Origin of the sequence: Microbacterium croceum (assembly GCF_023091245.1) — a bacterium.
Lineage (GTDB): Bacteria > Actinomycetota > Actinomycetes > Actinomycetales > Microbacteriaceae > Microbacterium > Microbacterium croceum.
In genome coordinates, this window is record NZ_JAHWXN010000001.1 from 2,624,077 (window position 1) to 2,648,028 (window position 23,952).

At 68.4% G+C, this 23,952-nt stretch carries 24 protein-coding genes, 1 tRNA gene and 1 other RNA gene; 13 read left to right on the plus strand and 13 right to left on the minus strand.

Features of this window, described 5'->3' with window-relative positions:
• Window positions 1–34 precede the first annotated feature (34 nt).
• Window positions 35–781: a polyphosphate--glucose phosphotransferase gene (ppgK, locus tag KZC51_RS12400; protein ID WP_247630258.1), complete on the plus strand. Its 747-nt coding sequence runs from the start codon at window positions 35–37 to the stop codon at window positions 779–781.
• Window positions 782–1,012: 231 nt separating this feature from the next.
• Here the strand turns inward: ppgK and KZC51_RS12405 are convergent, their stop codons facing one another.
• From KZC51_RS12405 to KZC51_RS12425, 5 genes are all read right to left on the minus strand, one after another.
• Window positions 1,013–1,240 carry a hypothetical protein gene (locus tag KZC51_RS12405; RefSeq protein WP_247630259.1) on the minus strand — a complete coding sequence of 76 codons (228 nt, stop codon included), beginning with the start codon at window positions 1,238–1,240 and terminating at the stop codon, window positions 1,013–1,015.
• Window positions 1,241–1,449: 209 nt separating this feature from the next.
• Window positions 1,450–1,832: RNase P RNA component class A (gene rnpB, locus KZC51_RS12410), an RNA gene on the minus strand.
• A 25-nt stretch (window positions 1,833–1,857) separates the two neighbouring features.
• Window positions 1,858–3,555 (minus strand): bifunctional 3'-5' exonuclease/DNA polymerase, encoded by a 1,698-nt coding sequence (locus KZC51_RS12415; protein WP_372491779.1) that lies wholly within the window; start codon window positions 3,553–3,555, stop codon window positions 1,858–1,860.
• A gap of 22 nt (window positions 3,556–3,577) precedes the next feature.
• On the minus strand, window positions 3,578–4,315 hold the full coding sequence (locus tag KZC51_RS12420; protein WP_247630261.1) for a zinc ribbon domain-containing protein: 738 nt from the start codon (window positions 4,313–4,315) through the stop codon (window positions 3,578–3,580).
• A 35-nt stretch (window positions 4,316–4,350) separates the two neighbouring features.
• The gene (locus tag KZC51_RS12425) at window positions 4,351–4,773 is read right to left on the minus strand and encodes a YchJ family protein (RefSeq protein WP_247630262.1); all 423 of its coding nucleotides are present in this window, start codon (window positions 4,771–4,773) and stop codon (window positions 4,351–4,353) included.
• Between the two features lie 41 nt (window positions 4,774–4,814).
• Between KZC51_RS12425 and KZC51_RS12430 the strand changes: the two genes are divergently transcribed.
• A complete protein-coding gene (locus KZC51_RS12430) occupies window positions 4,815–5,663 on the plus strand; it encodes an aldo/keto reductase (protein ID WP_247630263.1) in 849 nt (282 codons plus the stop codon).
• Window positions 5,664–5,675: 12 nt separating this feature from the next.
• Here KZC51_RS12430 and KZC51_RS12435 read toward each other — a convergent pair whose 3' ends face one another.
• Window positions 5,676–6,512 carry a helix-turn-helix transcriptional regulator gene (locus KZC51_RS12435; RefSeq protein WP_247630264.1) on the minus strand — a complete coding sequence of 279 codons (837 nt, stop codon included), beginning with the start codon at window positions 6,510–6,512 and terminating at the stop codon, window positions 5,676–5,678.
• Window positions 6,513–6,612: 100 nt separating this feature from the next.
• On the opposite strand from KZC51_RS12435, the gene KZC51_RS12440 reads away from it, so the two are divergent.
• Window positions 6,613–7,377, plus strand: coding sequence for an SDR family oxidoreductase (locus tag KZC51_RS12440; protein ID WP_247630265.1), 765 nt, complete (start codon window positions 6,613–6,615; stop codon window positions 7,375–7,377).
• A 25-nt stretch (window positions 7,378–7,402) separates the two neighbouring features.
• Here KZC51_RS12440 and KZC51_RS12445 read toward each other — a convergent pair whose 3' ends face one another.
• From KZC51_RS12445 to KZC51_RS12460, 4 genes are all read right to left on the minus strand, one after another.
• Window positions 7,403–8,356, minus strand: a complete 954-nt coding sequence (locus KZC51_RS12445) for an L-lactate dehydrogenase (protein WP_247630266.1) — start codon at window positions 8,354–8,356, stop codon at window positions 7,403–7,405.
• Between the two features lie 49 nt (window positions 8,357–8,405).
• Window positions 8,406–8,651, minus strand: coding sequence for a hypothetical protein (locus tag KZC51_RS12450; RefSeq protein WP_247630267.1), 246 nt, complete (start codon window positions 8,649–8,651; stop codon window positions 8,406–8,408).
• Between the two features lie 557 nt (window positions 8,652–9,208).
• On the minus strand, window positions 9,209–9,925 hold the full coding sequence (locus KZC51_RS12455; protein ID WP_247630268.1) for a VIT1/CCC1 transporter family protein: 717 nt from the start codon (window positions 9,923–9,925) through the stop codon (window positions 9,209–9,211).
• A complete protein-coding gene (locus KZC51_RS12460) occupies window positions 9,922–10,350 on the minus strand; it encodes a DUF1003 domain-containing protein (RefSeq protein ID WP_247630269.1) in 429 nt (142 codons plus the stop codon). The genes KZC51_RS12455 and KZC51_RS12460 overlap by 4 nt, the downstream gene beginning before the upstream one ends.
• A 107-nt stretch (window positions 10,351–10,457) precedes the next feature.
• Here KZC51_RS12460 and KZC51_RS12465 point away from each other — a divergent pair, with 107 nt between their 5' ends.
• From KZC51_RS12465 to KZC51_RS12475, 3 genes are read left to right on the plus strand one after another with little or no spacing between them, the layout of a single operon-like run.
• A complete protein-coding gene (locus KZC51_RS12465) occupies window positions 10,458–11,189 on the plus strand; it encodes an ABC transporter ATP-binding protein (protein WP_247630270.1) in 732 nt (243 codons plus the stop codon).
• 17 nt (window positions 11,190–11,206) lie between these two features.
• The gene (locus tag KZC51_RS12470) at window positions 11,207–12,352 is read left to right on the plus strand and encodes an ATP-binding protein (protein WP_247630271.1); all 1,146 of its coding nucleotides are present in this window, start codon (window positions 11,207–11,209) and stop codon (window positions 12,350–12,352) included.
• The gene (locus KZC51_RS12475; RefSeq protein WP_247630272.1) at window positions 12,349–13,011 is read left to right on the plus strand and encodes a response regulator; all 663 of its coding nucleotides are present in this window, start codon (window positions 12,349–12,351) and stop codon (window positions 13,009–13,011) included. Before KZC51_RS12470 ends, KZC51_RS12475 begins: the two co-directional genes overlap by 4 nt.
• Window positions 13,012–13,054: 43 nt before the next feature.
• On the opposite strand, the gene KZC51_RS12480 is transcribed toward KZC51_RS12475, so the two are convergent.
• Window positions 13,055–13,127 (minus strand) — tRNA-Val (locus tag KZC51_RS12480).
• A gap of 154 nt (window positions 13,128–13,281) precedes the next feature.
• Between KZC51_RS12480 and aceE the strand changes: the two genes are divergently transcribed.
• From aceE to KZC51_RS12510, 6 genes are all read left to right on the plus strand, one after another.
• A complete protein-coding gene (gene aceE, locus KZC51_RS12485) occupies window positions 13,282–16,008 on the plus strand; it encodes a pyruvate dehydrogenase (acetyl-transferring), homodimeric type (RefSeq protein WP_247630273.1) in 2,727 nt (908 codons plus the stop codon).
• Window positions 16,009–16,039: 31 nt separating this feature from the next.
• Window positions 16,040–17,242 (plus strand): PucR family transcriptional regulator, encoded by a 1,203-nt coding sequence (locus KZC51_RS12490; protein ID WP_247630274.1) that lies wholly within the window; start codon window positions 16,040–16,042, stop codon window positions 17,240–17,242.
• 97 nt (window positions 17,243–17,339) lie between these two features.
• On the plus strand, window positions 17,340–18,260 hold the full coding sequence (locus tag KZC51_RS12495; protein ID WP_247630275.1) for an ACP S-malonyltransferase: 921 nt from the start codon (window positions 17,340–17,342) through the stop codon (window positions 18,258–18,260).
• Complete coding sequence (locus tag KZC51_RS12500) at window positions 18,257–19,258, plus strand: beta-ketoacyl-ACP synthase III (RefSeq protein WP_247630276.1); 1,002 nt, start codon at window positions 18,257–18,259, stop codon at window positions 19,256–19,258. Before KZC51_RS12495 ends, KZC51_RS12500 begins: the two co-directional genes overlap by 4 nt.
• Window positions 19,259–19,326: 68 nt before the next feature.
• Window positions 19,327–19,575 carry an acyl carrier protein gene (locus KZC51_RS12505; protein ID WP_017830435.1) on the plus strand — a complete coding sequence of 83 codons (249 nt, stop codon included), beginning with the start codon at window positions 19,327–19,329 and terminating at the stop codon, window positions 19,573–19,575.
• 94 nt (window positions 19,576–19,669) lie between these two features.
• A complete protein-coding gene (locus KZC51_RS12510; RefSeq protein ID WP_247630277.1) occupies window positions 19,670–20,908 on the plus strand; it encodes a beta-ketoacyl-[acyl-carrier-protein] synthase family protein in 1,239 nt (412 codons plus the stop codon).
• A 62-nt stretch (window positions 20,909–20,970) separates the two neighbouring features.
• On the opposite strand, the gene yczE is transcribed toward KZC51_RS12510, so the two are convergent.
• Complete coding sequence (gene yczE / locus KZC51_RS12515) at window positions 20,971–21,636, minus strand: membrane protein YczE (RefSeq protein ID WP_247630278.1); 666 nt, start codon at window positions 21,634–21,636, stop codon at window positions 20,971–20,973.
• A gap of 95 nt (window positions 21,637–21,731) precedes the next feature.
• On the opposite strand from yczE, the gene yczR reads away from it, so the two are divergent.
• Complete coding sequence (gene yczR / locus KZC51_RS12520; protein ID WP_247630279.1) at window positions 21,732–23,135, plus strand: MocR-like transcription factor YczR; 1,404 nt, start codon at window positions 21,732–21,734, stop codon at window positions 23,133–23,135.
• Window positions 23,136–23,290: 155 nt separating this feature from the next.
• Here yczR and KZC51_RS12525 read toward each other — a convergent pair whose 3' ends face one another.
• The gene (locus KZC51_RS12525) at window positions 23,291–23,794 is read right to left on the minus strand and encodes a DUF3145 domain-containing protein (RefSeq protein ID WP_247630280.1); all 504 of its coding nucleotides are present in this window, start codon (window positions 23,792–23,794) and stop codon (window positions 23,291–23,293) included.
• Window positions 23,795–23,952: the final 158 nt, after the last annotated feature.

Sequence of the window (23,952 nt, forward strand, 5' to 3'; positions counted from 1 at the left end):
ACTGGCGTACGCCGTGGTCGCTAAGCTATCGCCCATGGCAAAAGCGATCGGCGTCGACATCGGCGGCACGGGAATCAAGGCTGGAATCGTCGACCTCACGCACGGCACGATGGCATCGGATCGAGTGCGTGTCCCCACCCCGGCGGGCGCATCCCCTCAGGACGTCCTCGAGGCCGTGCAGACGGTGCTCAAGACCCTCGACGTGCACGACTCGACCCTTCCGCTCGGCGTCGCCTTCCCGGCGATCGTCAAGCGCGGCAAGACCCTGTCCGCCGCGAACGTCTCGAAGGAGTGGGTGGACTTCGACGCGGAGCGTTTCTTCCGCGACGGCCTCGGCCGTAACATCGTCTTCGTCAACGATGCGGATGCCGCCGGCGTCGCAGAGGCGCGCCATGGCGCGGCCAGGGATGTCCGCGGCCTCACGCTGCTCACCACCCTCGGCACCGGCATCGGCTCCGCGTTCCTCTACGACGGCGTGCTGATCCCCAATACCGAACTCGGCCACCTGCAGTACGGAACCTATGAGTCCGTCGAGCAGTGGGCGGCGACCTCGGCGCGCGAGCGCGAGGGGCTCAGCTGGGCGGAGTGGGCCGAACGCCTGCAGGCGTTCTACTCGCACATCGAGTTCCTGTTCAGCCCCGACCTGTTCGTGGTCGGCGGCGGGGTGTCGAAGAACGCCGGCGATTTCCTCCCGCTGCTCGAGCTCAAGACGCCGATCGTTCCGGCGATCCACCGCAACAACTCGGGCATCATCGGCGCGGCGTCCCTCGCCGGCGACTGACCCCGACGACGCTCGGGGCCCGTCCCCAGACCGAGGGCTTCATACAGGACGAGGACCCGACGACTGTGCAGTCGTCGGGTCCTCGTGGTCTGAGGCGCATCGGTCGGTCGTCCGGCGCCGCGGTTCGCGCTTCTCATCGCGCGCCATCTCCTGACCCCGGCGGCCGAAGCCCGCCCTGGACTCGCGGCCCGGGGTCTTGTTCCGCAGCCCGCGAGGAGATGCGTGAGGCCGCTACTCCAGCAATGCCTCGGGATGAGTACTGTCCTCGGCGGTGTATCGAAGCTGCACAAGAGAGTGATCTTCCTCGCCCGCGGCGATGCGCGCCGCCCGTCGATCGAGCAGGTCAGCCGCGATGGAGTTGAGGGGAGATTCGATCCCGCCGCCGACATGCTGGCGAAACTCCTTCGCCGAGTCTCGGAGTATCCGCGCCCGGTGGGCCGCCCGATCGACGTGAGCCATGTGTGTTGCCCCCGGATCGAATAGCGACGCTGGCGACGCGAGATTCCTAGTTTGACTAGTTACACCTCATCTTAGCGAAGTGGCGGGCGCGAGCGACAGAGCGCGAGGCTGACGTGCGTCCACACACGCTCCCGGTGATCGCGTCCCGATAGCCTTCGGGCGCGCCCACGTAGACGGTCCAGGGAAACACCCGGTCAGATCGGTTTATGCGAATGGGCCGACCTGTACGCCGGGTTCTGTTCCGGGGTTCTTCGCCCCTTCGACGGCCATCTCTCTCGGCGACACGTTGCCGTGCCGCTCCAGCGGTCTACCCGAGGACTCGGCGAGCCGCGTCAACATCCTCTGTCTGACCTTGCTCCGGACGAGGTTTACCTGGCGGGCCATGTCACCATGACCCCCGGTGGTCTCTTACACCACCCTTTCACCCTTACCCTTCGGCCCCTTCGACAAGCTCAGGGAACCAAAGGGCGGTCTACTCTCTGTGGCACTGTCTCGCGGATTGCTCCGGGTGGGTGTTACCCACCGCCCTGCCCTGTGGAGCCCGGACGTTCCTCGGTGCGGTTGCCCGCCACGCGACCGTCCAGTCGACCCATTCGCTCGTCCAGTCTACGGCGCGACTACTTGTCGGCGGACATCGCGATGCGCAGATCGAGCGGCACATCGATCGGGAAGTTGCCGAACAGGCGCCGTGTCGCGGTGACGGCGGCCTCCTGTACCGCGGCTGCTGCTTCCTCCGCGTGCTGCTCCGGCACATGTAGGATCACCTCGTCGTGCAGGAAGAACGCGAGATGCGGCATCCGGGAGAACGGGCCGGACGCCTCCGCGGCGGCAAAGGTCTCGTCGAACTGCCGTAGCCGATGCCGGATCTCCGCCAACCAGATGAGCGACCACTCCGCCGCGGTTCCCTGCACCACGAAATTGCGTGTGAACCGCCCCCAATCGCGGGCGCGCCGACGTGCGAGGGCGACCACTGCCGGGTCGGCGTCCGCGGACGTCGCCTCGGACTGCAATCGCATCCACTCGTCAGACGGGCGCGGCGACGAGCGACCGAGCCAGGTCGAGACGATGCCACCGTCCTCGCCCGTGCGCGCAGCGGTATCCACGAGCGCCATGGCCCGCGGATAGACCTTGCGCAGCCGCGGCACCAGGCGTCCGCTGTCGCCGGTGGTCGCCCCATACATCGCGCCGAGGACCGCGTACTTGGCCTCCTCGCGCGTTCCGACGGCTCCGGACTCCACGACGCCGGCGTAGAGATCTCGACCCTGGGCGGCGCGGGCCATGGCTTCGTCCGCCGCCATGGCGGCGAGCATGCGCGGCTCGAGCTGCGCGACGTCGGCGACCACGAGTGTCCAGCCCTGGTCCGCGCGCACGGCCGGGCGAAGGCTCCGCGGCAGTTGCAGCGCTCCCCCTCCGGCCGAGGCCCAGCGCCCGGTGACGACTCCGCCGGGAATGTACACGGGACGGAAACGGCCGTCGTGCACCCACTCCGCCAACCAAGCCCACCCGTTCGCACTCAGCAGTCGTGACAGTTTCTTGTAGGCGAGAAGCGGCTCGACGACCGGATGCTCGTGCTGGGCCAGCTCCCACTTGCTCGTCGACTCGACCTGCACTCCGACGCGATGAAGCGCCCGCAGCAGCTTCTGCTGACTGTCCAGGTGGAGATTCGCATCACCGAGGATTGTGCGCACCTGATCGGCGAGCTCCACCATCCGGCTCGGCAGGCCTCCCGCCATCGGGCGCGTGCCGAGGGTCTCGGTGAGGATCCGGTCGTGTACCTGCTCGTTCCACGGGAGTCCGGCGACCCGCATCTCCTCTGCGATCAGCCCGCCGGCGGATTCGGCCGCGCACAGCAGCGTGAGCCGTCCGTCCGTGGCCGCACTCATCACGCGCCGCTGCGACCGGAACTGCTCAAGCGCCTCGGCAACCGGATCCTCTCCCCGCTCGTCATCGAACACGTCGAACAGGGCGGGTACCGCATCCGTCGGCTCCTTCCGCTCCCAGGCGGCCGATGGCGCGAGCGGCGAGGCGACGGTGGCGGTGTCGCGCAGGATCGCGTGACACAGCAGCAGATCATGGGAGCGGGCGATGTGCACGTCAGCCGCGAGCAACACGGAGTAGATCTCCCTTGCGCTCCGGATGATCCATCGCGGGGAATCGGATGCCTCTGCATCCCGCACCCACCCAGCCAGCTCTGCCGCGGTGAGGGTGATCCTGGACTGCTCCTCGTCGGCGTCGTCGATCTCGACCGCGGCGTAGCGGCCTCCGCCGATCACGACGAGGGCGACCCGTCGTTCCGAGGGCGACCGCACGCTCATCGTCGCCGCACGCGGGCCCCGCTCATGCGGAGATGCCGGACTCCTCGGTGCGCACCAGGATGCAGCCGCACTCCGGGCAGAACAGGACCGCGTCGTCGGCGGCGCGACGGATGGCGTTCAAATCGGTGCCTGGCAGCACGATGCGGCAACCCTCACAGGTGCCTCGGGTGAGAAGCGCGGCGCCTGCGCTGTTCGCCACACGGCGGGTGTACTCGGCGAACAGGTCCTCGGGGATACCGGCACTGATGGCGGCGCGGTCTCGTCCGAGTTGCGCGATGAGGTCGGTCGCAGCGGCGACATCGGCTTTGGCCTGCGTGGTGAGCGCTGTGCCCTCCGCCGTGGTGGTGTCGATCAGCGCCTGCTGTGCGGCGACAGCCGCCTCCGCCTCCTCCAGACGGCCCATGATGTCGAGCTCAGCGTCTTCCAGGTCGCTCTGACGGCGCGCCAGGCTCGCCAGCTCGTGCTCGAGGGCCTGCGCCTCCTTCGCGTTGGTCGCCGTCGCGAGGCGTTCGGAGTCGCGTGCTCGGCGCTGTTCGACGAGCGAGACGTCGGACTCGAGCCGCGTGAGCTCGGTGCGCGCATCGTCTCGCGTTCCGGTCAGGGCGGTCAGCTCGCGGAGCTGCTCCTGACGCTGCGCGACGAGCTCGGTGATGCGCGGACCCTGCGGCGGCGTGGTGCGGGCACGCTCCGCCTGCGCGATCCGCCGATCCAGGTCGGCGACGTCGAGCAGGATGCGCTGTTTCTCAGGGCTGGAGTTCACTGTCCCAATCTATCCTCTGGGATGCCTCTCGCCCATCACCGCACATCGCCGTCGAGGTAGAGCCAACGACGGTCCTCCCGCACGAAGCGGCTGCGCTCACGCAAGGACCCGCGGTCCTCGCCCTGCCGCCAGTACGCCTCGAACTCCACGACACCCTCATGGTCGAAGGGACCGCCGCCTTCACGGGCAAGGATCACCAGCCGTCGCCATTCCAGATCGGGCTCGAGATCGAGCGTCTGCGGCCGCGTCGAAGGATGCCAGGTGGCCCTCAGATACTCGGCATCCGCCACCGCGAATGCCGTGTAACGCGAACGCATCAACCGCTCCGCGGTCGGCGCGGCAGCACCGCGCAGCAGTGGAGCGCAGCAGGCCCCGAACAGATCGCCCGAGTTGCAGGGGCAGCGCGCGGAGTCGTCCGGCGCCTCGTCATGTGCCGCAACGCGGCCCGTCGTCGTCACCGCCCCAGCGTACGCTGAGGGCACACATCAGAAGGAGCATCGTGAGCACTCAGCCCGTCATCCCCTCGTTCACCGCGCACAACGGCTTCGCCCTGCCGGCGATCGGTCTGGGCACCTACGCCCTGAACGGCGATGCCGGAGCGGCAGCCGTCGCCGGTGCGATCGGCGCAGGATACCGGCTGATCGATTCCGCCTTCAACTACGAGAACGAGGGCTCCGTCGGGCGCGGCGTCGCCGAGTCCGACGTCGCCCGTGACGAGATCATCGTGACGACCAAGCTGCCCGGTCGCCACCATCCCTCCGAGAAGGCACGCACGAGCATCGAGGAGAGCCGTTCGCGACTCGGCCTCGACGTCACAGATCTGCACCTGATCCACTGGCCGAACCCCAGCCAGGACGAGTATGTGCAGGCGTGGGCCGCGCTGGTCGACGCGCAGGCTCGCGGCGTCGTCCGGCAGATCGGCGTCTCGAACTTCCTGCCCGAGCACCTGGAGCGCATCGAGAAGGAGACCGGCGTGAGACCGGTCGTGAACCAGATCGAGGTCCACCCGTTCTTCCCGCAGGAGGAGCAGATCGCGTATCACCGCGAGCGCGGCATCCTCACCGAAGCGTGGAGCCCACTCGGACGAGCCCGTGCGCTCCTGGAGGAGCAGGCGATCATCGAGATCGCCTCCGCGCACGACATCACCCCGGCGCAGACCGTGCTGGCCTGGCATGTCGCCCGCGGCACCGTCTCGATCCCGAAGGCCTCATCGCTCGAGCACCAGGTCTCCAACCTGGCCGCTGCCGAAGTGGTGCTCGATGACGCGGAGGTCGCAGCGATCACCGCACTCGGCCGTGCGGACGGACGGCTGTTCGGCGCCGATCCCCGCACGCACGAGGAGTCCTGAGACGGGTCGCGCTCAGACGACCTGGGTGCCGATCACGCGGAGGAGCTCGAGCTTGCTCGCCGCTTCGCTGCCTGGGGCGGCGGTGAGGACGATGAGAGCCTGCGACTCGTCTTCCGTGAACAGCGACTGGCAGTCCACCTCGATCGCTCCGAGCTCGGGGTGGATCAGCACCTTGTGCTGCTCGAAGCGGCGCCCGACCTCGTGGATGCCCCAGAGCTCTGCGAACTCCGCACTGCGGTCGACGAGCTCCTTGGCGATGTCCGCCGCGCGGGAGCGGGTGCCGAGAACGCCGTGCGCCGCGCGCAAGGAGGCGACGAGCGCACGGCTCTGACGCGCGTGCGCCTCTTCGGGATACCGCCGACGTTCCTCCTCCGGGCGCGCGAACCAGCGGTAGATGCCGCTGCGGTCGAGGCCGGTCAACGCACTCGCATCGCCGAGCAGGGCACGGGCGGTCTCGTTCTGCACCAGTACTTCATCGAGCACCGAGACCACGAAGGCGGGGGTATCGTGCAGACGGTCGAGCACACGAAGGATGCCGGGCCGCACGTAGTCGGTGGCACCCGCCCTGTCAGGGGCACTGTGACCGCAGACGCGGTAGAGGTAGTCGCGCTCGTCCGACGTCAATCGCAATGCCCGAGCGAGTGAAGCCAGAATCTGGGCGCTCGGCTGGGGACCACGTCGCTGCTCGAGGCGCGTGTAGTAGTCCGTCGACATCGCGGCCAGCTGCGCAACCTCCTCACGGCGCAACCCGACCGTACGTCGTCGTGCCCCTGGGCTCAGGCCTACGTCGGAGGGGCTCAGGGCCTCGCGCCGCCGTAGCAGGAACTCGGCCAGTGCATCTCGATCCATCCCTGCAGTATCCCCCGCGCCGCCGACGGCATCCAGGGACGGCCGGTCCCTGGATCGACGCTCTCTGGAGCGATCCTGAGCCCCGCTGGACAGTGGTGTCATGAACATCAGCGGAAACACCATCTTCATCCCCGGGGCGACCAGCGGCATCGGACTCGCCCTCGCTCACCGGCTTCACGCCAAAGGCAACACCGTGATCGTCGGCGGCCGGCGTACCACGCTGCTCGACGCGATCGCCGCGGAGGGGTCCGGCCTGCACACGGTGCAGATCGACACGACCGATGCCGTCAGCATCGCGACCGCCGCCCGGGTGGTGATCGACGCACATCCGGAGCTGAACGTGATCATCACCATGGCGGGCATCATGCGCGTCGAGGACTGGTCGACGCCGTCCGGTTTCCTGGAGACGGCGGAGCAGACCGTCACGACCAACGTGCTGGGGCCGATCCGGCTCATCGGCGCGTTCATCGAGCACCTGCGCAGCATGCCGGATGCCACGATCATGACCGTCTCCTCCGGCCTCGCCTTCACCCCGCTGCGCGCGACGCCGACGTACAACGCCAGCAAGGCTGCGATCCACATGCTGAGCGAATCGCTCCGTCTGCAGCTCGCCGGATCCAGCGTGAAGGTGGTCGAGCTCGAACCGCCGGCTGTGCGGACGTCGTTGATGCCGGGGCAGGAGGAGAGTGCGTTCGCGATGCCGCTCGACGACTTCGTCAGCGAGGTCGTCGAGTTGATCGAGACACGCCCCGAGGCGACCGAGATCCAGGTCGAGAACGTCAAGTTCCTCCGATACGGAGAAGCCCGCGGCGACTATGCGCAGGTGGTGGCGACACTGAACCACCTCGACCCGCACGGGAGATGACCGCGCCTTCGGGCCCTGGTCGGACTCAGCTGCGTAACGACGCGGCGACACCGGCCAGGGCATCGGCGGAATGACGCAGGAGCCCGAGCTCCTCATCGGAGAAGGTCGTGTTCCGGATCGGGATGGCACCGGTCGCGCTGACGATCGACGGCACCGAGAGAGCCACGCCGTCCAGGCCATGGAAGTCGCGCAGCACCGTGCTCACGGGCATCACGGCATGCTCGTCGCGCAGGATAGCTTCGACGATGCGGGCGCTCGACAGGCCGATCGCGTAGTTCGTGGCACCCTTGCCCTGGATCACCTTGTAGGCGGCGTCGCGCACGTCGATGGCGATCGCGTCGAGCTCCTCCCGGCTGATCCGCGGGTACCCCGGCATCTCCCAGTCCAGGATCGGAACGGTCCCGATCGTGGCGCGCGACCACAACGGGAACTCGGTGTCGCCGTGCTCGCCGATGATGTGCGCATGCACACTCGCCGTCGACACGCCGGCACGCTCCGCGAGCTTCCACCGCAGCCGGGAAGTGTCGAGCACCGTTCCGGAGGCGAAGATCCGCTCGGGCGGAAGCCCGGTCTCCTCCTGGGCCAGCACCGTCAGCACGTCACAGGGATTCGTGACGATCACGTACACGGCGTTCGGCGCGACCTCGAGCAGCTGAGGCATCATCGTGCGGATGATGCCGGCATTGACCTCCGCGAGCTCAATGCGCGTCTGTCCAGGGCGCTGCTTCGCGCCGGCCGTGATCACGACGACGTGCGAGCCGGCCACCACTGAGATGTCACTGCCGCCGACGATGTCGCTCGTTCCGGTGAACTGCGTGCCGTGGGCGAGGTCGAGCACCTCGGCCTCCACCTTCTCGGTCGCGATGTCGTAGAGCGCGACGTGTCGGGCGGAACCGCGGATGAGGGCGGCGTAGGCGACGCTGGATCCCACGCTCCCCGCGCCGACGACGGTGAGCTTCGAGTTCTCGATGATCTCCATGGCCACAGTCTCGCAGCAGCGCGCGCTCCGACTCCAGCGCGGCTCGGGATCAGTCCGCGTCGGCGGCTCCTTCTTGCCGCCCATGGTCAACGCGCAATTCGGCATCGATCTCCATCGCAGAGACCTGGGAGTGATCTTCCTCCCCCGCCTCTATGCGCGCGGCGCGCTGCTCCAGCAGAGCGGCGGCCACGAGATTCGGTTCCGATTCCCCTCCGGCCGCGGCAGCGCGACGGAACTCATCGGCCGCCGTGCGGAGAACCTCCGCCTTGGCCGCGCGGATGTCGTCGTCGTGCACTTCTCTTTACCAACTTCGTGTTCAGGGGGCGGGAGTACTTCATCGGATCCGGCCCCTGATCCACTTATCGTGCAGTTCACTTCATCACGCGCCACCGCGTCGACATCTCGCGACGGCACACCGATTAGCGCTCCGAGAATGGACGCGACCCCTCCGCCGCGCGCATCCCGAGCAGTTCGGAGTCGAGTCGATAACGGTTCTCCGCGTTCCGATCGCTCGTGAGCAGGAGAACACACGCAGAAACTCCGCGATTCGACAACGCTTCCCAGACATGCAGCTACATGGCTTCGACCCTCTGTGCAGAGCCTCCGCAGAAAGAGCGTACGTCAAGAAAGTGTCGGAGACCAGCAAGAAGTTCGTCTTGAGGGCTCCTCGAGGGGGCGGAACCGGGGGCTTCCCAGCGGTTCCTCACCCGTTCCGCCGTCCCTGCCGTACTGCACACGGTTGCCCCTTGTGCGTCTCCGGTTTGAGCTTTCCGATGTTCGCGAGCGTCACGGTGCGGTCCTGACTGGCGCGGTCGAGCAGTTCGTCTCGCACAAGAGAATCGTCGCCGGCATTCAGGCGACACCGCTCGTTCCCAGCAAGGTGCCGATGCCGAAGGTGACTCCCAGCGCGAGCGCCCCGCCGATCACCACACGGATGGTCGGCCTGATCGCGGGGTTCCCGCCGATTCTCGCGCTGATGAATCCGGTCAGTGCGAGAGCCACCAGCACCACCGCGAACGCGACCTGCACGCGGACTTCCGGAGGAGGCAACAGGATCGCCAGCAGCGGAAGCAGCGCCCCGAGGGCGAATGCCAGCGCCGACGAACCGGCCGCCGCCCACGGGCTGACGATGTGATCTTCGGTGATGCCCAGCTCCGCTTCGAGGTGCGCCGTCAGCGGATCGTGCGCGGTCAGTTCCTCCGCCACGAGCCGTGCAGTCTCCGGTCGGAGGCCTTTCGCCTCATATATCCCCGTCAGCTCGTCCAGCTCAGTCGCCGGGTCGGCAGCCAGCTCACCGCGCTCCTTCTCGATCAGCGCCTGCTGGCTGTCCCGCTGGCTGCTCACCGACACGTACTCCCCCAGCGCCATCGAGATCGCACCGCCTACGAGTCCGGCCACGCCCGCCGCGAGCAACGGTGCGGAGTCGGTCGTCGCGCCGGCGACGCCCACCACGAGTGATGCGACCGAGACGATGCCGTCGTTCGCACCCAGCACGCCCGCCCTGAGCCAGTTCAGCCGCCCGGCGAGATCACCACGATGCGGTTCTCCGGGATGTGTCGTCGATGTCATGAGCCCGCCCCTTCCTCTTGCGCCACGTGAGACGGAAGACCCACGCGAAGCTCCTGCAGCAGTGTCAGCTGCATCCTATTGATCTCCATCAGCTCCTCGATCTCCTTCTTCGCCGCGAGGTTCGTCTCGTAGTCGTGCTGGGCGAGGGCCGCCGCGATGGCATCCTGCCGCTTCGCTGCGATCAGCAGGATCGCACCCTGGAGACCGGCAAGCATGCTGAGGAACAGGTTGAGCAGGATGTACGGATACGGATCCCACTTCACCGCGGTGATGTTGATCGCGGCCCACGCGACCATGAACAGCACGAACCCGCCGATGAACAACCACGAGCCCATGCCGTTTCGGAGCCGGTCAGCCGCCCGCTCGCCGCGCGTGAGCTGCTCTGCCTGTGCGGAATGCCAGTTCGTGAGAGGTCGGGTCGTCATCGGCCCAGAGTACGCCCGGGCCCTCATCCGGCATCGCTGCGGAAGCCTACCCAACATCAACCCGTGGGTGGTGGTCAGCGGTCCGGACCGTTTCTACCGTTGACAACATGGCGAGAATCAGCGCTCAAGGGCCTGCGCAGGCGCAGACCGACATCACGCGCATAGCTGCCGCCGACGTGTCGCATCGCTACGGGGCGACCGTCGCGCTGGCGGACGTCGCACTCTCGATCCGGGACGGAGAGTCGGTGGCGATCATGGGACCGTCCGGATCAGGAAAGAGCACGCTGCTTCACATCCTCGCCGGGATCGTTCGTCCCGACGCCGGCACGGTGATGCTGCGCACATCACGAGGCACCGTGGACGTCGCGACGATGAAGGATCGCGAGCGGTCCGCGCTGAGGTTGACGGAGTTCGGCTTCGTCTTCCAACAGGGGATGCTCATTCCGGAGCTGACGGCTGCCGAGAACGTCGCTCTGCCGTTGCTGTTGAACGGCGCGCGCAGGGCGGAAGCCGCTCACACCGCCGAGAACCTCCTCGACGAGCTGGGACTTCACGGGATCAGCGGGCGACGGATCGGGCAGCTCTCCGGTGGGCAGGCGCAGCGTGTGGCCATCGCGAGAGCGCGGGCGACCCAGGCGCAGGTGATCTTCGCTGACGAGCCGACCGGCGCGCTCGATTCACGCACGGCAACCGACGTTCTCGGCGCGCTTCTCGCCGCCACCGCGGAGCGCGGGCGCTCGTTGGTCGTGGGGACGCACGACGAGCGCGTGGCAGCGCGGTGCGATCGGGTGGTCCGTCTGCGCGACGGACGGATCGACAGTGACGAGGCGCCCCGATGAGGTGGCAGGTGCTCTCGGTGCTTCTTCGCCCCCCATCCGGCGATGCGTCCACGCTGGTGCTGCCCGTCGTCGCGTCCGCGATGGTCGGGACGGTGACGTACTTCGCGGTGGCGTTGGCCAGACTGTTCTGGGTCGCGCCCGACGACGGTTTCGGGCAGTACAAGATCCTCGCAGCAGGCCTTCTGGCCGTGCTCGTGGTGCCGGCGGCGACCGTGGGAACCTCGGCGGCCCGGCTCTCCGTGCGCCGCAGGGAAGACCGGCTGGCGGTGCTCCGTCTGCTCGGCGCATCATCGGGGTGGGTGCGCGGCGTCACCATGATCGAAGCCTCGCTGTTGGCTCTGGTGGGGGCGATCACGGGGCTTCTCGGATACGCAGCACTGGCCCCCGCCCTCACCTTCATCCCGGTCGCGGGGAGGTCCGCTCCGCTGGCGGAGATATGGCTTCCGGTGTGGGGGCTCTGCCTGTTGCTCGTCGCGCTGACAGGCGTGTCCACGTTCAGCGCCGCGGCCGGGCTACGCCGAGTGATCGTCTCGCCGCTGGGTGTCCGGATGCGGGTGAACGCTCCCCGGCTGCATCGGGTCCGGCTTCTCGTGGGCGTCGCGATCCTCGTCGGGGGGATCATCCTGCTGCAGCTGCCGTCCGCGAGCTGGGGCGCTGTCGGGATCACCGTGGCGATCGTGGTCGTGCTGGTGGCGGTGATGGCCGCGCTGAACATCGTCGGGCCGTTCCTGACCGGAGTGGTCGCGCGGCGACGGCTCGCTCGTGTCAGGAACGCTGAGGGCCTGATCGCCGCGCGCAGCGTGCTCGAGTCGCCCGTGATCCGCGTCGGCACGGCGATCCCGGACGACCCGACGCTGAGCACCACGATCTACCGCATCACCCAGGAAGCTCTCACGAATGCCCTGCGATACGCCGCAGGAGCAACCCGGGTCGACGTGCGGATCGAGTCCGACGGGACCGCGGTCTCGCTGACGGTCACCGACGACGGACACGCGACAGCCGCGGATGCACCGCCCCAGGGCAGCGGCAGAGGGTTGCAGGGCATCGCTGAACGCGCAGCCGCGTTCGCGGGAGCCGCCAGCAGCGGACCGCTCCCCGCCGGCGGGTGGCGCACCACGGCGACCCTGCGGCTCGACGACGAAAGCGAGACGGATCCCTCATGAGTCCGGCTCCGGTGCGCGTCCTCGTCGTCGACGATCAGCCCCTCGTGCGCATGGGCAACGCGCTCGTCCTCGACAGCGCCGACGATATCGAGGTGGTCGCAGAAGCAGGCAGCGGCGAAGAGGGCATCGCCATGGCGGAGATGTGCAGGCCCGACGTCGTGCTGATGGACGTACGCATGCCGGGCATCGGAGGCATCGCCGCCACCCGAGAGATCACCGCCGCACATCCCGACATCAGGGTCATCATCCTCACCACCTTCGACATCGACGAGTACGCCTTCGGCGGCCTCCAGGCGGGTGCGAGCGCCTTCCTCCTCAAGAGCAGCACGCCCGAGGCGCTCACCGCCGCCGTCCGCACCGTCGCCTCCGGAGACGGGGTCGTCGAGCCGCGCATCACCAAGCGGCTCATCGATCACTACGCACAACGCGCCCCCGCGTCCGGGGGCGACCGTCGGCCTCCGCCGCTGGACCGTCTCACTCCGCGCGAGCACGACGTGTTCCTGGCGATCGCCACGGGACTCACCAATCCCGAGATCAGCGCGCAGCTGCACCTCACGCCGGCGACGGTGAAGACGCACGTCAACCGCATCTTCGCGAAGCTCGGCGTGCGGGATCGCGTCCACGCGGTCATCCTGGCCTACACGCTCGAAATCGTCTGACGGTGCTCGTCCGGCGTGGCGCAGGCGGGTGGAGAAGAAACGGTGGGCCCTGCCGGGATCGAACCGACGACATCCACGGTGTAAACGTGGCGCTCTACCAGCTGAGCTAAAGGCCCTGACACTCGACAGTCTATCGGGCGATCGATGCGCGCCGGTGTCGTGGAAGAGGGATAGGCTGAGGGCGGCACGCGTTGTGCACAGCCGACAAGGCTGCCCGCGTCGCTTCCCGTTTCATTGGCATGACCTGCCAGCTTGACGAAAGGCTCCCCCGTGACTGTGCACGACCAGGATCCGTATTCCCAGGGCCCCCAAGACAGCGATCCGGAAGAGACCGGCGAGTGGCAGCAGTCGCTCGATGAGCTGGTTGAGGCCAAGGGCCACGGCCGTGGCCGCGAGATCATGCTCAGCCTGCTCAAGCGTTCCAAGGAGCTGCACCTGGGCGTGCCGATGGTCCCGACGACGGACTACATCAACACGATCGCAGCCGAGAACGAGCCGGAGTTCCCCGGCGACGAAGAGGTCGAGCGTCGTTACCGGGCCTGGATCCGCTGGAACGCCGCGATCACGGTCCACCGTGCGCAGCGTCCCGGCATCGGCGTCGGCGGACACATCTCCACCTACGCGTCCTCGGCTGCTCTGTACGAGGTCGGCTTCAACCACTTCTTCAAGGGCGCGGACCACCCCGGCGGCGGAGACCAGATCTTCATCCAGGGCCACGCCTCCCCCGGCACCTACGCACGCTCCTTCCTCGAAGGACGCCTGAGCGAGAACGAGCTCGACGGTTTCCGCCAGGAGAAGTCGCGCGCGCCGCACGGCATCCCCTCGTACCCGCACCCGCGTCTCATGCCGGACTACTGGCAGTTCCCGACCGTGTCGATGGGCCTCGGCCCGATCAACGCCATCTACCAGGCGATGTCGAACAAGTACGTCGAGAACCGCGGCATCAAGGACACGTCTGCCTCTCATGTCTGGGCCTTCCTCGGCGATGGCGAGATGGACGAGGTCGAGAGCCGCGGACAGCTCCAGGTCGCAGCCAACGAGGGGCTCGACAACCTCACCTTCGTCGTCAACTGCAACCTGCAGCGCCTCGACGGCCCTGTGCGCGGAAACGGCAAGATCGTCCAGGAACTCGAGTCCTTCTTCCGCGGCGCCGGCTGGAACGTCATCAAGGTGATCTGGGGTCGCGAGTGGGACGACCTGCTCACCCGCGACACCGAGGGTGCACTGCTCAACCTCATGAATGTCACCCCCGACGGTGACTTCCAGACGTACAAGGCCGAGTCCGGCGCGTACATCCGCGAGCACTTCTTCGGCCGCGACGAGCGCGCCGCTGCACTGGTCAAGGATTACTCCGACGACGACATCTGGAACCTCAAGCGCGGTGGCCACGATTACCGCAAGGTCTACGCCGCTTTCAAGGCCGCGACCGAGCACAAGGGCAAGCCCACCGTCATCCTCGCGAAGACCGTCAAGGGCTACGGTCTCGGTCCGCACTTCGAGGGCCGCAACGCGACCCACCAGATGAAGAAGATGACGCTGGACAACCTCAAGACGTTCCGCGACGCGATGCACATCCCGATCACGGATGCGCAGCTCGAGGAGAACCCGTACCTGCCCCCGTACTACAACCCGGGCCCTCAGGACGAGACCATCCAGTACATGCTCGAGCGTCGCCAGGCTCTGGGCGGCTTCCTCCCGGAGCGCCGCTCGACCCACGTCGGGCTCTCGCTGCCGGACGACGCGGCCTACGCCCTGCCCAAGAAGGGCTCCGGCACGCAGGAGATCGCCACGACCATGGCGTTCGTCCGTCTGCTGAAGGACCTGCTGCGCACGAAGGACTTCGGCCACCGCATCGTGCCGATCATCCCCGACGAGGCGCGCACGTTCGGTATGGACGCGTACTTCCCGACCGCGAAGATCTACAACCCGAACGGCCAGCACTACACGTCGGTCGACCGTGAGCTCCTCCTCGCCTACAAGGAGAGCCCGCAGGGCCAGATCGTGCACGTCGGCATCAACGAGGCCGGCGCCCTCGCGGCCTTCACGGCCGCCGGCACGTCGTATGCCACGCACGGCGAGCCGCTGATCCCGATCTACATCTTCTACTCGATGTTCGGCTTCCAGCGCACGGGCGATGCCCAGTGGGCCGCCGGCGACCAGATGGCTCGCGGGTTCATCATGGGCGCCACCGCCGGTCGCACCACCCTCACGGGTGAGGGCCTGCAGCACGCCGACGGACACTCGCACCTGCTCGCCGCCACCAACCCGGCGACGGTCTCGTACGACCCGGCCTACGGCTACGAGATCGCGCACATCGTGCGCTCGGGTCTCGAGCGCATGTACGGCGGACAGCACGAGGACCCGAACGTGATGTACTACATCACGCTCTACAACGAACCCCTCGTGATGCCCGCAGAGCCGGCGGATGTCGACGTCGACGGCATCGTCCGTGGCATCCACCGCATCTCGGTCGGCGAGGGAGAGGGCCCCCGCGCCCAGCTCTTCTCCTCCGGAGTCGGGGTGCCCTGGGTTCTCGAAGCCCAGCAGCTGCTGAAGGACGACTGGGGCGTCGTGGCAGACGTGTGGTCCGTGACCTCGTGGACCGAGCTGCGCCGCGACGGCCTGGCCGCCGACGAGCACAACTTCCTGCACCCGGAGGCCGAGCCGCGCACCGCGTACCTGACGCAGAAGCTGCAGGGCGCCGAGGGCCCTGTCATCGCCGTCAGCGACTACATGCACGCGGTCCAGGACCAGATCCGCCCGTGGGTGCCGCAGCGCTTCGCCACGCTGGGCGCGGATGGCTTCGGATTCTCCGATACCCGTGCAGCCGCGCGTCGCTTCTTCAAGATCGACGGCCCCTCGGTCGTCGTACGCACCCTGCAGTCGCTCGCCGAGGATGGCGTCGTGGACCGCTCGCTCGCCGCGCAGGCGATCGAGAAGTACCGGCTGCACGACGTGAACGCCGGCACCAGCGGCAACGCAGGTGGCGAAAGCTGAGCCCTCGGTGACAGGTTCTTCGCCACGCGGAATGGACAAGACCGCGACGCTCACCTGGTTGCGCCGGATCTCCGGTGACATCGCCTCGGTGACGATCAAGCGGTTGGAGGACACCCTCCCCTGGTACGCCGACATGCCACCGGCCCGACGCTCTGCGGTCGGGCTGGTGGCTCAGGCCGGCATAACCTCGTTCATCCAGTGGTACGAAGACCCCACCTCGACTCCGTGGATCGCGGCGGACATCTTCGCCGCGGCTCCTCGGGAACTGCTGCGCAGCGTCAGCCTCCAGCAGACCCTGCAGCTGATCCGTGTGACGGTCGAGGTCACGGAGGAGCGCGTCGCGGGACGAGGCGATGACCTCCGCGAGGCGATACTGCTGTACTCGCGCGACGTCGCCTTCGCCGCGGCCGACGTGTACGCCCGTGCCGCCGAAGCGCGCGGGCTCTGGGACGCCCGGCTGGAAGCACTCGTCGTCGACTCGATCCTCACCGGCGAAGCCGACGAGGAACTCCCCAGCCGCATCGCCGCCCTCGGCTGGCATGGCCACGGCGAGGTCGCGGTGCTGGTCGGCACGACTCCCCCGCAGTTCGACGTGGATCAGGTGCGCCGCACGGCCCGCAAGCTCGCGGTCGACGTGCTGATCGGCGTGCAGGGCTCCCGCCTGGTGCTGGTCCTCGGACGCGCCAGGATCGCCGGACAGGAAGACGAGGAAGACGACGACGAGCTCGGCTTCCTCGAGATCGCGACCCGTCTCGAACCGTCCTTCGGCCCCGGCTACGTCGTGCTCGGCCCGGCGGTCGCCGCACTGGTCGATGCGAGCCAGAGTGCGCGGGCGGCACTGGCCGGATTCGCCGTCGCCCGGGCCTGGCGCAACGCTCCGCGCCCCGTCGAGGCCGACGATCTGCTACCCGAGCGCGCCCTCGCCGGTGACCCGTTGGCGAAGCAGACGCTGATCGAGCGGATCTTCCGCCCGCTGCAGGCCCATTCGACCGATCTGGTGACCACGCTGTGGAGCTACCTCGACAACGGCCGCTCGCTGGAGGCCACCGCTCGCGAGCTGTTCGTGCACCCGAACACGGTGCGCTACCGGCTCAAGCGGGTCAGCGAGGTCATCGGCTGGGACGCCACCGGGCCCCGCGAAGCGCTCATCCTGCAGACCGCGCTGATCCTCGGATCGATCGGCGCCGCGGAGCAAGGACGTCGACGCCCAGCTCTGCGTCGCCCGACCCGCTGAGTCCGCCCTCGGGCGCTGTGCGCCACACACAAGGGTTTCGCGCAATCTTGTGATGGATCATCCACCGCTCACGCGCAATCGTTGGCAGACTGGACTGGTGATTGTCGTCGTCTGCCCTGGTCAGGGCTCGCAGACCCCCGGTTTCCTCTCCCCTTGGCTGGAGCTCGACGGTGTGGCTGATCGCCTCGCCGCCTACTCCGAGGCCGCGGAGGTCGATCTCCACGCGCACGGCACCGTCTCGGATGCCGACACGATCCGCGACACACGTGTCGCTCAGCCGCTGATCGTCGCCGCTTCGCTCATCGCCGCTGACGCCATCCGCGCGCACGGCGGCCGCACCGCCGACGGCATCGCAGGCCACTCGGTGGGTGAGATCGCCGCCCTGGTCGGCAGCGGTGTCATCGACGCCGAGACCGGAATGCGCCTCGTCGGCATCCGTGGACGCGCGATGGCCGATGCCGCGGCGCAGACCCCCACGGGCATGAGCGCGGTCCTGGGCGGTGACGAGGAGCTCATCCTCTCCCGCGTCGCCGAGCTCGAACTCTCACCGGCCAACTACAACGGCGGCGGCCAGCTCGTGGTCGCCGGCTCCCTCCCCGCGCTGGCCGCGCTGGCCGAGGAGCCGGTCAAGGGCTCGCGCGTGATCCCCCTGCAGGTCGCCGGCGCATTCCACACCGGCTACATGGCCTCCGCCGTCGCCGCCCTGCGCGACGCGGTCGCCTCCGTGACTCCTGCCGACCCGCAGATCACCCTGTGGACGAACCGCGACGGCTCCGTCGTCTCCGACGGCGCACAGGCGCTCGCGTACCTGGTCGACCAGGTCTCCTCGCCCGTGCGCTGGGACAGGTGCATGACGTCCTTCGCCGAGCACGGCATCACCGGACTCATCGAGCTGGCCCCGGCCGGCGCGCTGACCGGTCTCGCCAAGCGCGGCCTGCGCGGCGTCCCCACCGTCGCCGTCAAGACCCCTGAAGACCTCGATGCAGCCGTCGCGCTGCTGAACGGAGAAGCCGCATGAGCGCCACCCTGACCCAGATCACGGGCCCCGCCTACACGCGCATCTACTCCTACGGCGCGGCGCGCGGCGAGAACTTCGTGCCGAACGACGATCTGATCGGCCCGATCGACTCGAGCGACGAGTGGATCCGTCAGCGCACGGGCATCATCACCCGCGTCCGCGCCGACAAGGGCACCGACGCGATCGACCTCGCCGCCATCGCCGGCGCAGAGGCCATCGAGAAGTCCGGCGTTCCTGCCGACCAGATCGACCTGGTGATCGTGGCCACGATCAGCAACCCTAAGCAGTCCCCCTCGGTCTCGGCGATCGTCGCCGACCGCGTGGGCGCGAACCCCGCTGCCGCGTACGACATCAACGCCGCGTGCGCCGGGTACTCCTACGCGGTAGCCCAGGCGGATGCGCTGATCCGGGCCGGAGCGGCCCGCTACGCGCTCGTGATCGGCGCGGAGAAGCTGTCCGACGTGGTCGACCCCGCCGACCGCAGCATCTCCTTCCTGCTCGGCGACGGTGCCGGCGCAGCCGTGATCGGCCCGAGCGACACGCCCGGCATCTCCCCTGCGGTGTGGGGTTCCGACGGCTCGAAGGCCGACGCGGTGGGCATGAACGGGACCCTGACGCAGTTCCGCGACGGCGAGGTGCCATGGCCGACGCTCCGCCAGGAGGGTCAGACCGTGTTCCGCTGGGCGGTGTGGGAGATGGCGAAGGTCGCCCGTGAGGCGCTCGACAAGGCCGGCGTCGAGCCGACCGACATCGCCGCGTTCATCCCGCACCAGGCGAACATGCGCATCATCGACGAGTTCGCCAAGCAGCTCAAGCTGCCCGAGACCACCGTGATCGCGCGCGACATCGAAACGACCGGCAACACTTCGGCCGCCTCGATCCCGCTCGCCAGCCACCGCCTGATGGCCGAGCATCCCGAGCTCTCGGGCGGCCTGGCACTGCAGATCGGCTTCGGCGCGGGTCTCGTGTTCGCCGCTCAGGTCGTCGTCCTCCCCTGAGAACGACCCGACCTTCCCTAGACTGTTCCACGGTTCCGAATACAACCCGCAAGAAAGAGGAAGACCACATGGCTTTCACCAACGATGAGGTCCTCGCAGGCCTCGCAGAGCTGATCACCGACGAGACCGGCATCAACGCTTCCGAGGTCGCCCTCGAGAAGTCGTTCACGGACGACCTGGACATCGACTCGATCTCCATGATGACGATCGTCGTCAACGCCGAGGAGAAGTTCGGCGTCACCATCCCCGACGACGAGGTCAAGAACCTGAAGACCGTCGGCGACGCCGTCAGCTTCATCGTCGCAGGCCAGGAGTAATCCCCGCAGGATGCCACCCCCGCGCCTGCGGGGCGTGGCATCCTCCGCCTTGCCCGCAATCCGCTCGAACCACCGCTCGACAAGGAACCACACCATGACCAAGCGCATCGTCGTCACCGGCATCGGCGCCACTTCCGCCATCGGCGGAACCGCTCCGGAGAACTGGGCCAACCTGCTCGCAGGCGTGTCCGGCGCCCGCACACTCGAGCACGACTGGGTGCAGCAGTACGAGCTGCCCGTCACCTTCGCCGCCGAGGCCATCGTGCGCCCCGAAGAGGTCCTGCCCCGCCACGAGGCGAAGCGGCTCGACCCCTCGTCGCAGTTCGCCCTCATCGCCGCGCGCGAGGCGTGGGCGGATGCCGGCTCCCCCGAAGTCGAGCCCGAGCGCCTCGGCGTCGACTTCGCCACTGGAATCGGCGGACTCTGGACGCTCCTCGACGCGTGGGACACCCTGCGCGAGAAGGGTCCGCGTCGCGTCATGCCGCTGACCGTGCCGATGCTGATGGCCAACGCCGCTGCCGGCAACCTGTCGCTCCAGTTCCAGGCCCGCGCCTATGCGCAGACCGTCGTGAGCGCCTGCGCCTCGAGCACCGAGTCGCTCATCCACGCTTTCCACCACCTGCAGGACGGCCTCGCCGATGTGGTAATCGCCGGAGGGACGGAGTCCGCGATCCACCCCATCACCATGGCGTCGTTCTCGTCGGCACAAGCGCTGTCGCGTCGCAACGACGACCCGGCCACGGCTTCCCGCCCCGGCGCGATCGACCGCGACGGCTTCGTCATGGGCGAAGGCGCCGCCGCGCTCATCCTCGAGACCGAGGAGCACGCCAAGGCGCGTGGCGCGAAGATCTACGCCTATCTGATCGGCGGCGGCATCACCGCCGACTCGTACCACATCACCGGGAACGACCCCGAGGGCACCGGAGCCGCACGTGCGGTGACGCAGGCCCTCGAGGAAGCCGGGGTCACCCCCGACCAGGTCACGCACATCAACGCGCACGCCACGTCGACCCCGGTGGGCGACCCGAACGAGTACGTCGCCCTCAAGCGCGTCTTCGGCGAGCGTCTCAACGAGATCCCCGTGTCGGCGACCAAGGCTTCCACCGGCCACCTGCTGGGAGGCACCGGAGCGCTCGAGGCGATCTTCTCGATCCTCGCGCTGCGCGACCGCGTCGCCCCGCCGACGATCAACATGACCGAGCCCGACCCGGCCGTGCCGTTCCGTCTCTCCGGCGAGCCCACTCCGCTCGGCGACGGCCCGCAGATCGCGATCAGCAACTCGTTCGGCTTCGGTGGGCACAACGCCGTCGTCGCCTTCGCCAGCGTCGACTGACGATCGCACGTGAGAGGCCCTCGGAGCTGCTGCTCCGAGGGCCTCTTGCATGGGGTCGAACGCTACGCCGCCGGCGTACGCTCGAGCCGAAGCGAACGCGCCTCACGGAGCGCCGTGATCCGCGGGAGGAACCATCCGACCAGGGGCCCGATGCCCAGCGCGAAGAGCACGGTGCCGACGCCCACCGGGCCCCCGAGCACGAAACCGACGACGAGCACGCTGCCCTCGATGAGGGTGCGCACGAGCCAGACCGGCCAACCGGTACGACGCACCAGACCCGTCATCAGTCCGTCCCGCGGCCCCGGTCCGAAGTTCGCCGCGATGTAGAGGCCGGTCGCGAACGCCAGCAGCACCAGGCCGAGCAGGAACATCGGAGCACCCACCCAGATCGACGGCGGCGCAGGGAGGACGGCGAGAGTCAGGTCGGCGCTCGGACCGATCAGGAGCGCATTGAGGAGCGTGCCCAGCCCGACGCGCTGCCGCAGCGGGATCCACAGCAGCAGCACCACGACCGCCACGAGGTTCGTCACGACCCCGTAGCCGAGACCTGACTGCCCCGCGATGCCGAGCGCGAGCACATCCCAGGGCGAGACGCCGATGCCGCCGCGCACCATCAACCCCAGCGCGACCCCGTACAGGAACAGACCGAGGATGAGCTGCAGTGCGCGCTCGGCCAGGTCCCGAGGGCTGGTCGCGGCGACGGGCAGGAAGAGGGAACGAAGGTGCATCCCTCCATGGTGGCTGCCGATCACCGGTCGCACCCGAGTCCACTCTGCGAGAAGTGGCCTCGCTGAACCAGTCCACTTTGCGGCATCCTGGAGATATGACCTCTCGACTCGTCGCGCACCTCGGAGCGCAGAACGTCGCCGGGGCGACGGCGACGGCACTCGCCGGCCACATCCGAGCCCTGATCCTCGACGGACGCCTCACGGTCGGCGAGCGGCTGCCCAGCGAGCGGTCGCTGGCGCTCGAGCTGCGCCGATCGCGGTCGACCATCACCCGCGTGTACGGGATCCTCGAATCCGACGGCTACGTGACCCGTCTGCACGGTGGCAGCACTCGCGTGACGCTCCCCCGAACCCCGCTCGCGCCCGACGCACCGGAGCAGGAATCCGCGATCGATCTCTCGATCGCCTCGATGGACTCGACGCCTGGCCTGTACGACGCCACCGTGCGGTCGCTGCCGCGCCTGGCCGCGCTGCGGGGCACCAGCGGCTACTCGCTGCGCGGTCTCCCCGAACTGCGCGACGCCGTGGCCCGACGATTCACGCAGCGAGGTGTGGAGACCTCGGCCGATGAGATCATCATCACCTCCGGCGCCCTGAACGCCCTCAACCTCGTGCTCGCCACGATCGGACGACGCGGAGAGCGCGTTCTCGTCGAACAGCCGACGTTCCCGCACGCCTTGGAGGCACTGCAGCGTCACGGCTATCGGATGCTGCCCACGCCGGTCGACGTCGACGGATGGGACGCAAGGCACCTCACGGACGTGCTGCTCGCCGACCGCCCGCACCTGGCATACCTGATCCCCGACTTCCACAACCCCACGGGCGCGACGCTGCCGGACCTCGAGCGCCAGCGCATCGCGACCACGGCTCGCAGCGCCGGCACGCTCCTGATCGTGGACGAGACGACAGCGGAACTCGACATCGATCGGGGATGGGCTCCGCTGCCGATGGCGGCGTACAACCCGCACGCGATCACGGTCGGATCGATGTCGAAGATCGCCTGGGGCGGCATGCGCCTCGGCTGGATCCGCGCGGAACCCTCGCTCATCACACGCCTGCTCGCGGTGCGCCCCAGCTTCGAGCTCGGCACGGCGCTCCTGGAGCAGTGCATCGCCGTGGAGCTGCTCGCCGACATGCCGGCACTCACCGCCCACGTCCGCGAACGCCTGCGTGCGGGCCGGGCGGCGGTCATCGACGGCCTCGACGCCATTGAGGGGATTCGGATGCCGCAGACAGCGGGAGGGCTGTCCGCCTGGGTCGACCTGGGAGCACCCGTGTCCACGCAGCTCTCCCTTGCCGCGCGCGAGCGTGAACTCCTCCTGCCACCCGGGCCTCGATTCGCCACCGGTGGAGTCCTGGAACGTCGACTACGGATCCCGATCACCCTGCCGCCCGACCGTACGGCCGCGGCGATGCACCGGCTGCGGCTCGCGTGGGACGACCTCCACGGCGGAACGGTTCCTCGACCGGAGGAACTCCCGCAGACGGCGGTGATCTGAGATACCGCCGCACCCCCGCGCAGACGAGGACCCCGTCGCTGTCTCCAGGGGCGGGGTCCTCGTCATGTGGAGCGGGGAAACGTCTTCTCAGCGTCCGGGATGAATCACCGGCATCCGATACTCACGCCTCCCCCGCTCCAGGTCTGTGTCGCGAACTAGCCGACCTTGTGGAGCCAGACGACACGCGCATCGTCGCTGGCGTGGCGGAACGGCTCCAGTTCCTCGTCCCAGGCGGATCCGAGCGCGATGTCCAGCTCGCGCTGCAGCTCGATCGCACTCCCGGCCGCGATCTCCATCGCGTAGCGGATGCGGTCCTCGCCGATCACGATGTTGCCGGCTGCATCGGTCTGCGCATAGTGGATGCCGAGATCCGGCGTGTGCAGCCAGCGTCCGCCGTCACTGCGAGGTGTCGGGTCCTCCGTCACCTCGAACCGGAGGTGCTCCCACCCGCGGATCGCGGTCGCGAGAGCGGCGCCGGTGCCGACGGGACCATCCCAGTAGAACTCCGCACGGCGAGCACCGTCGAGCACCGGCTGGTCAGTCCAGTCGAAGTTCACCGCACGCCCGATAGCGCGACCCACCGCCCATTCCAGGTGCGGGCAGAGCGCGCGAGGCGCAGAGTGGATGTACACCACTCCGCGTGCGTAAGCCGTCGCCATGATCTCTCCGTTTCATCAGGTGCGTCTTCCCCAACGACCTGAACCACGAAGTGGCGAGAATATGCGGTTGTGGGCCCATTCTCGCCCACAGCGGACGAAACCACAAGCATGTAGTTCCGACGGTGGACGACGAAGGCCCCGGTCTCGAGACCGGGGCC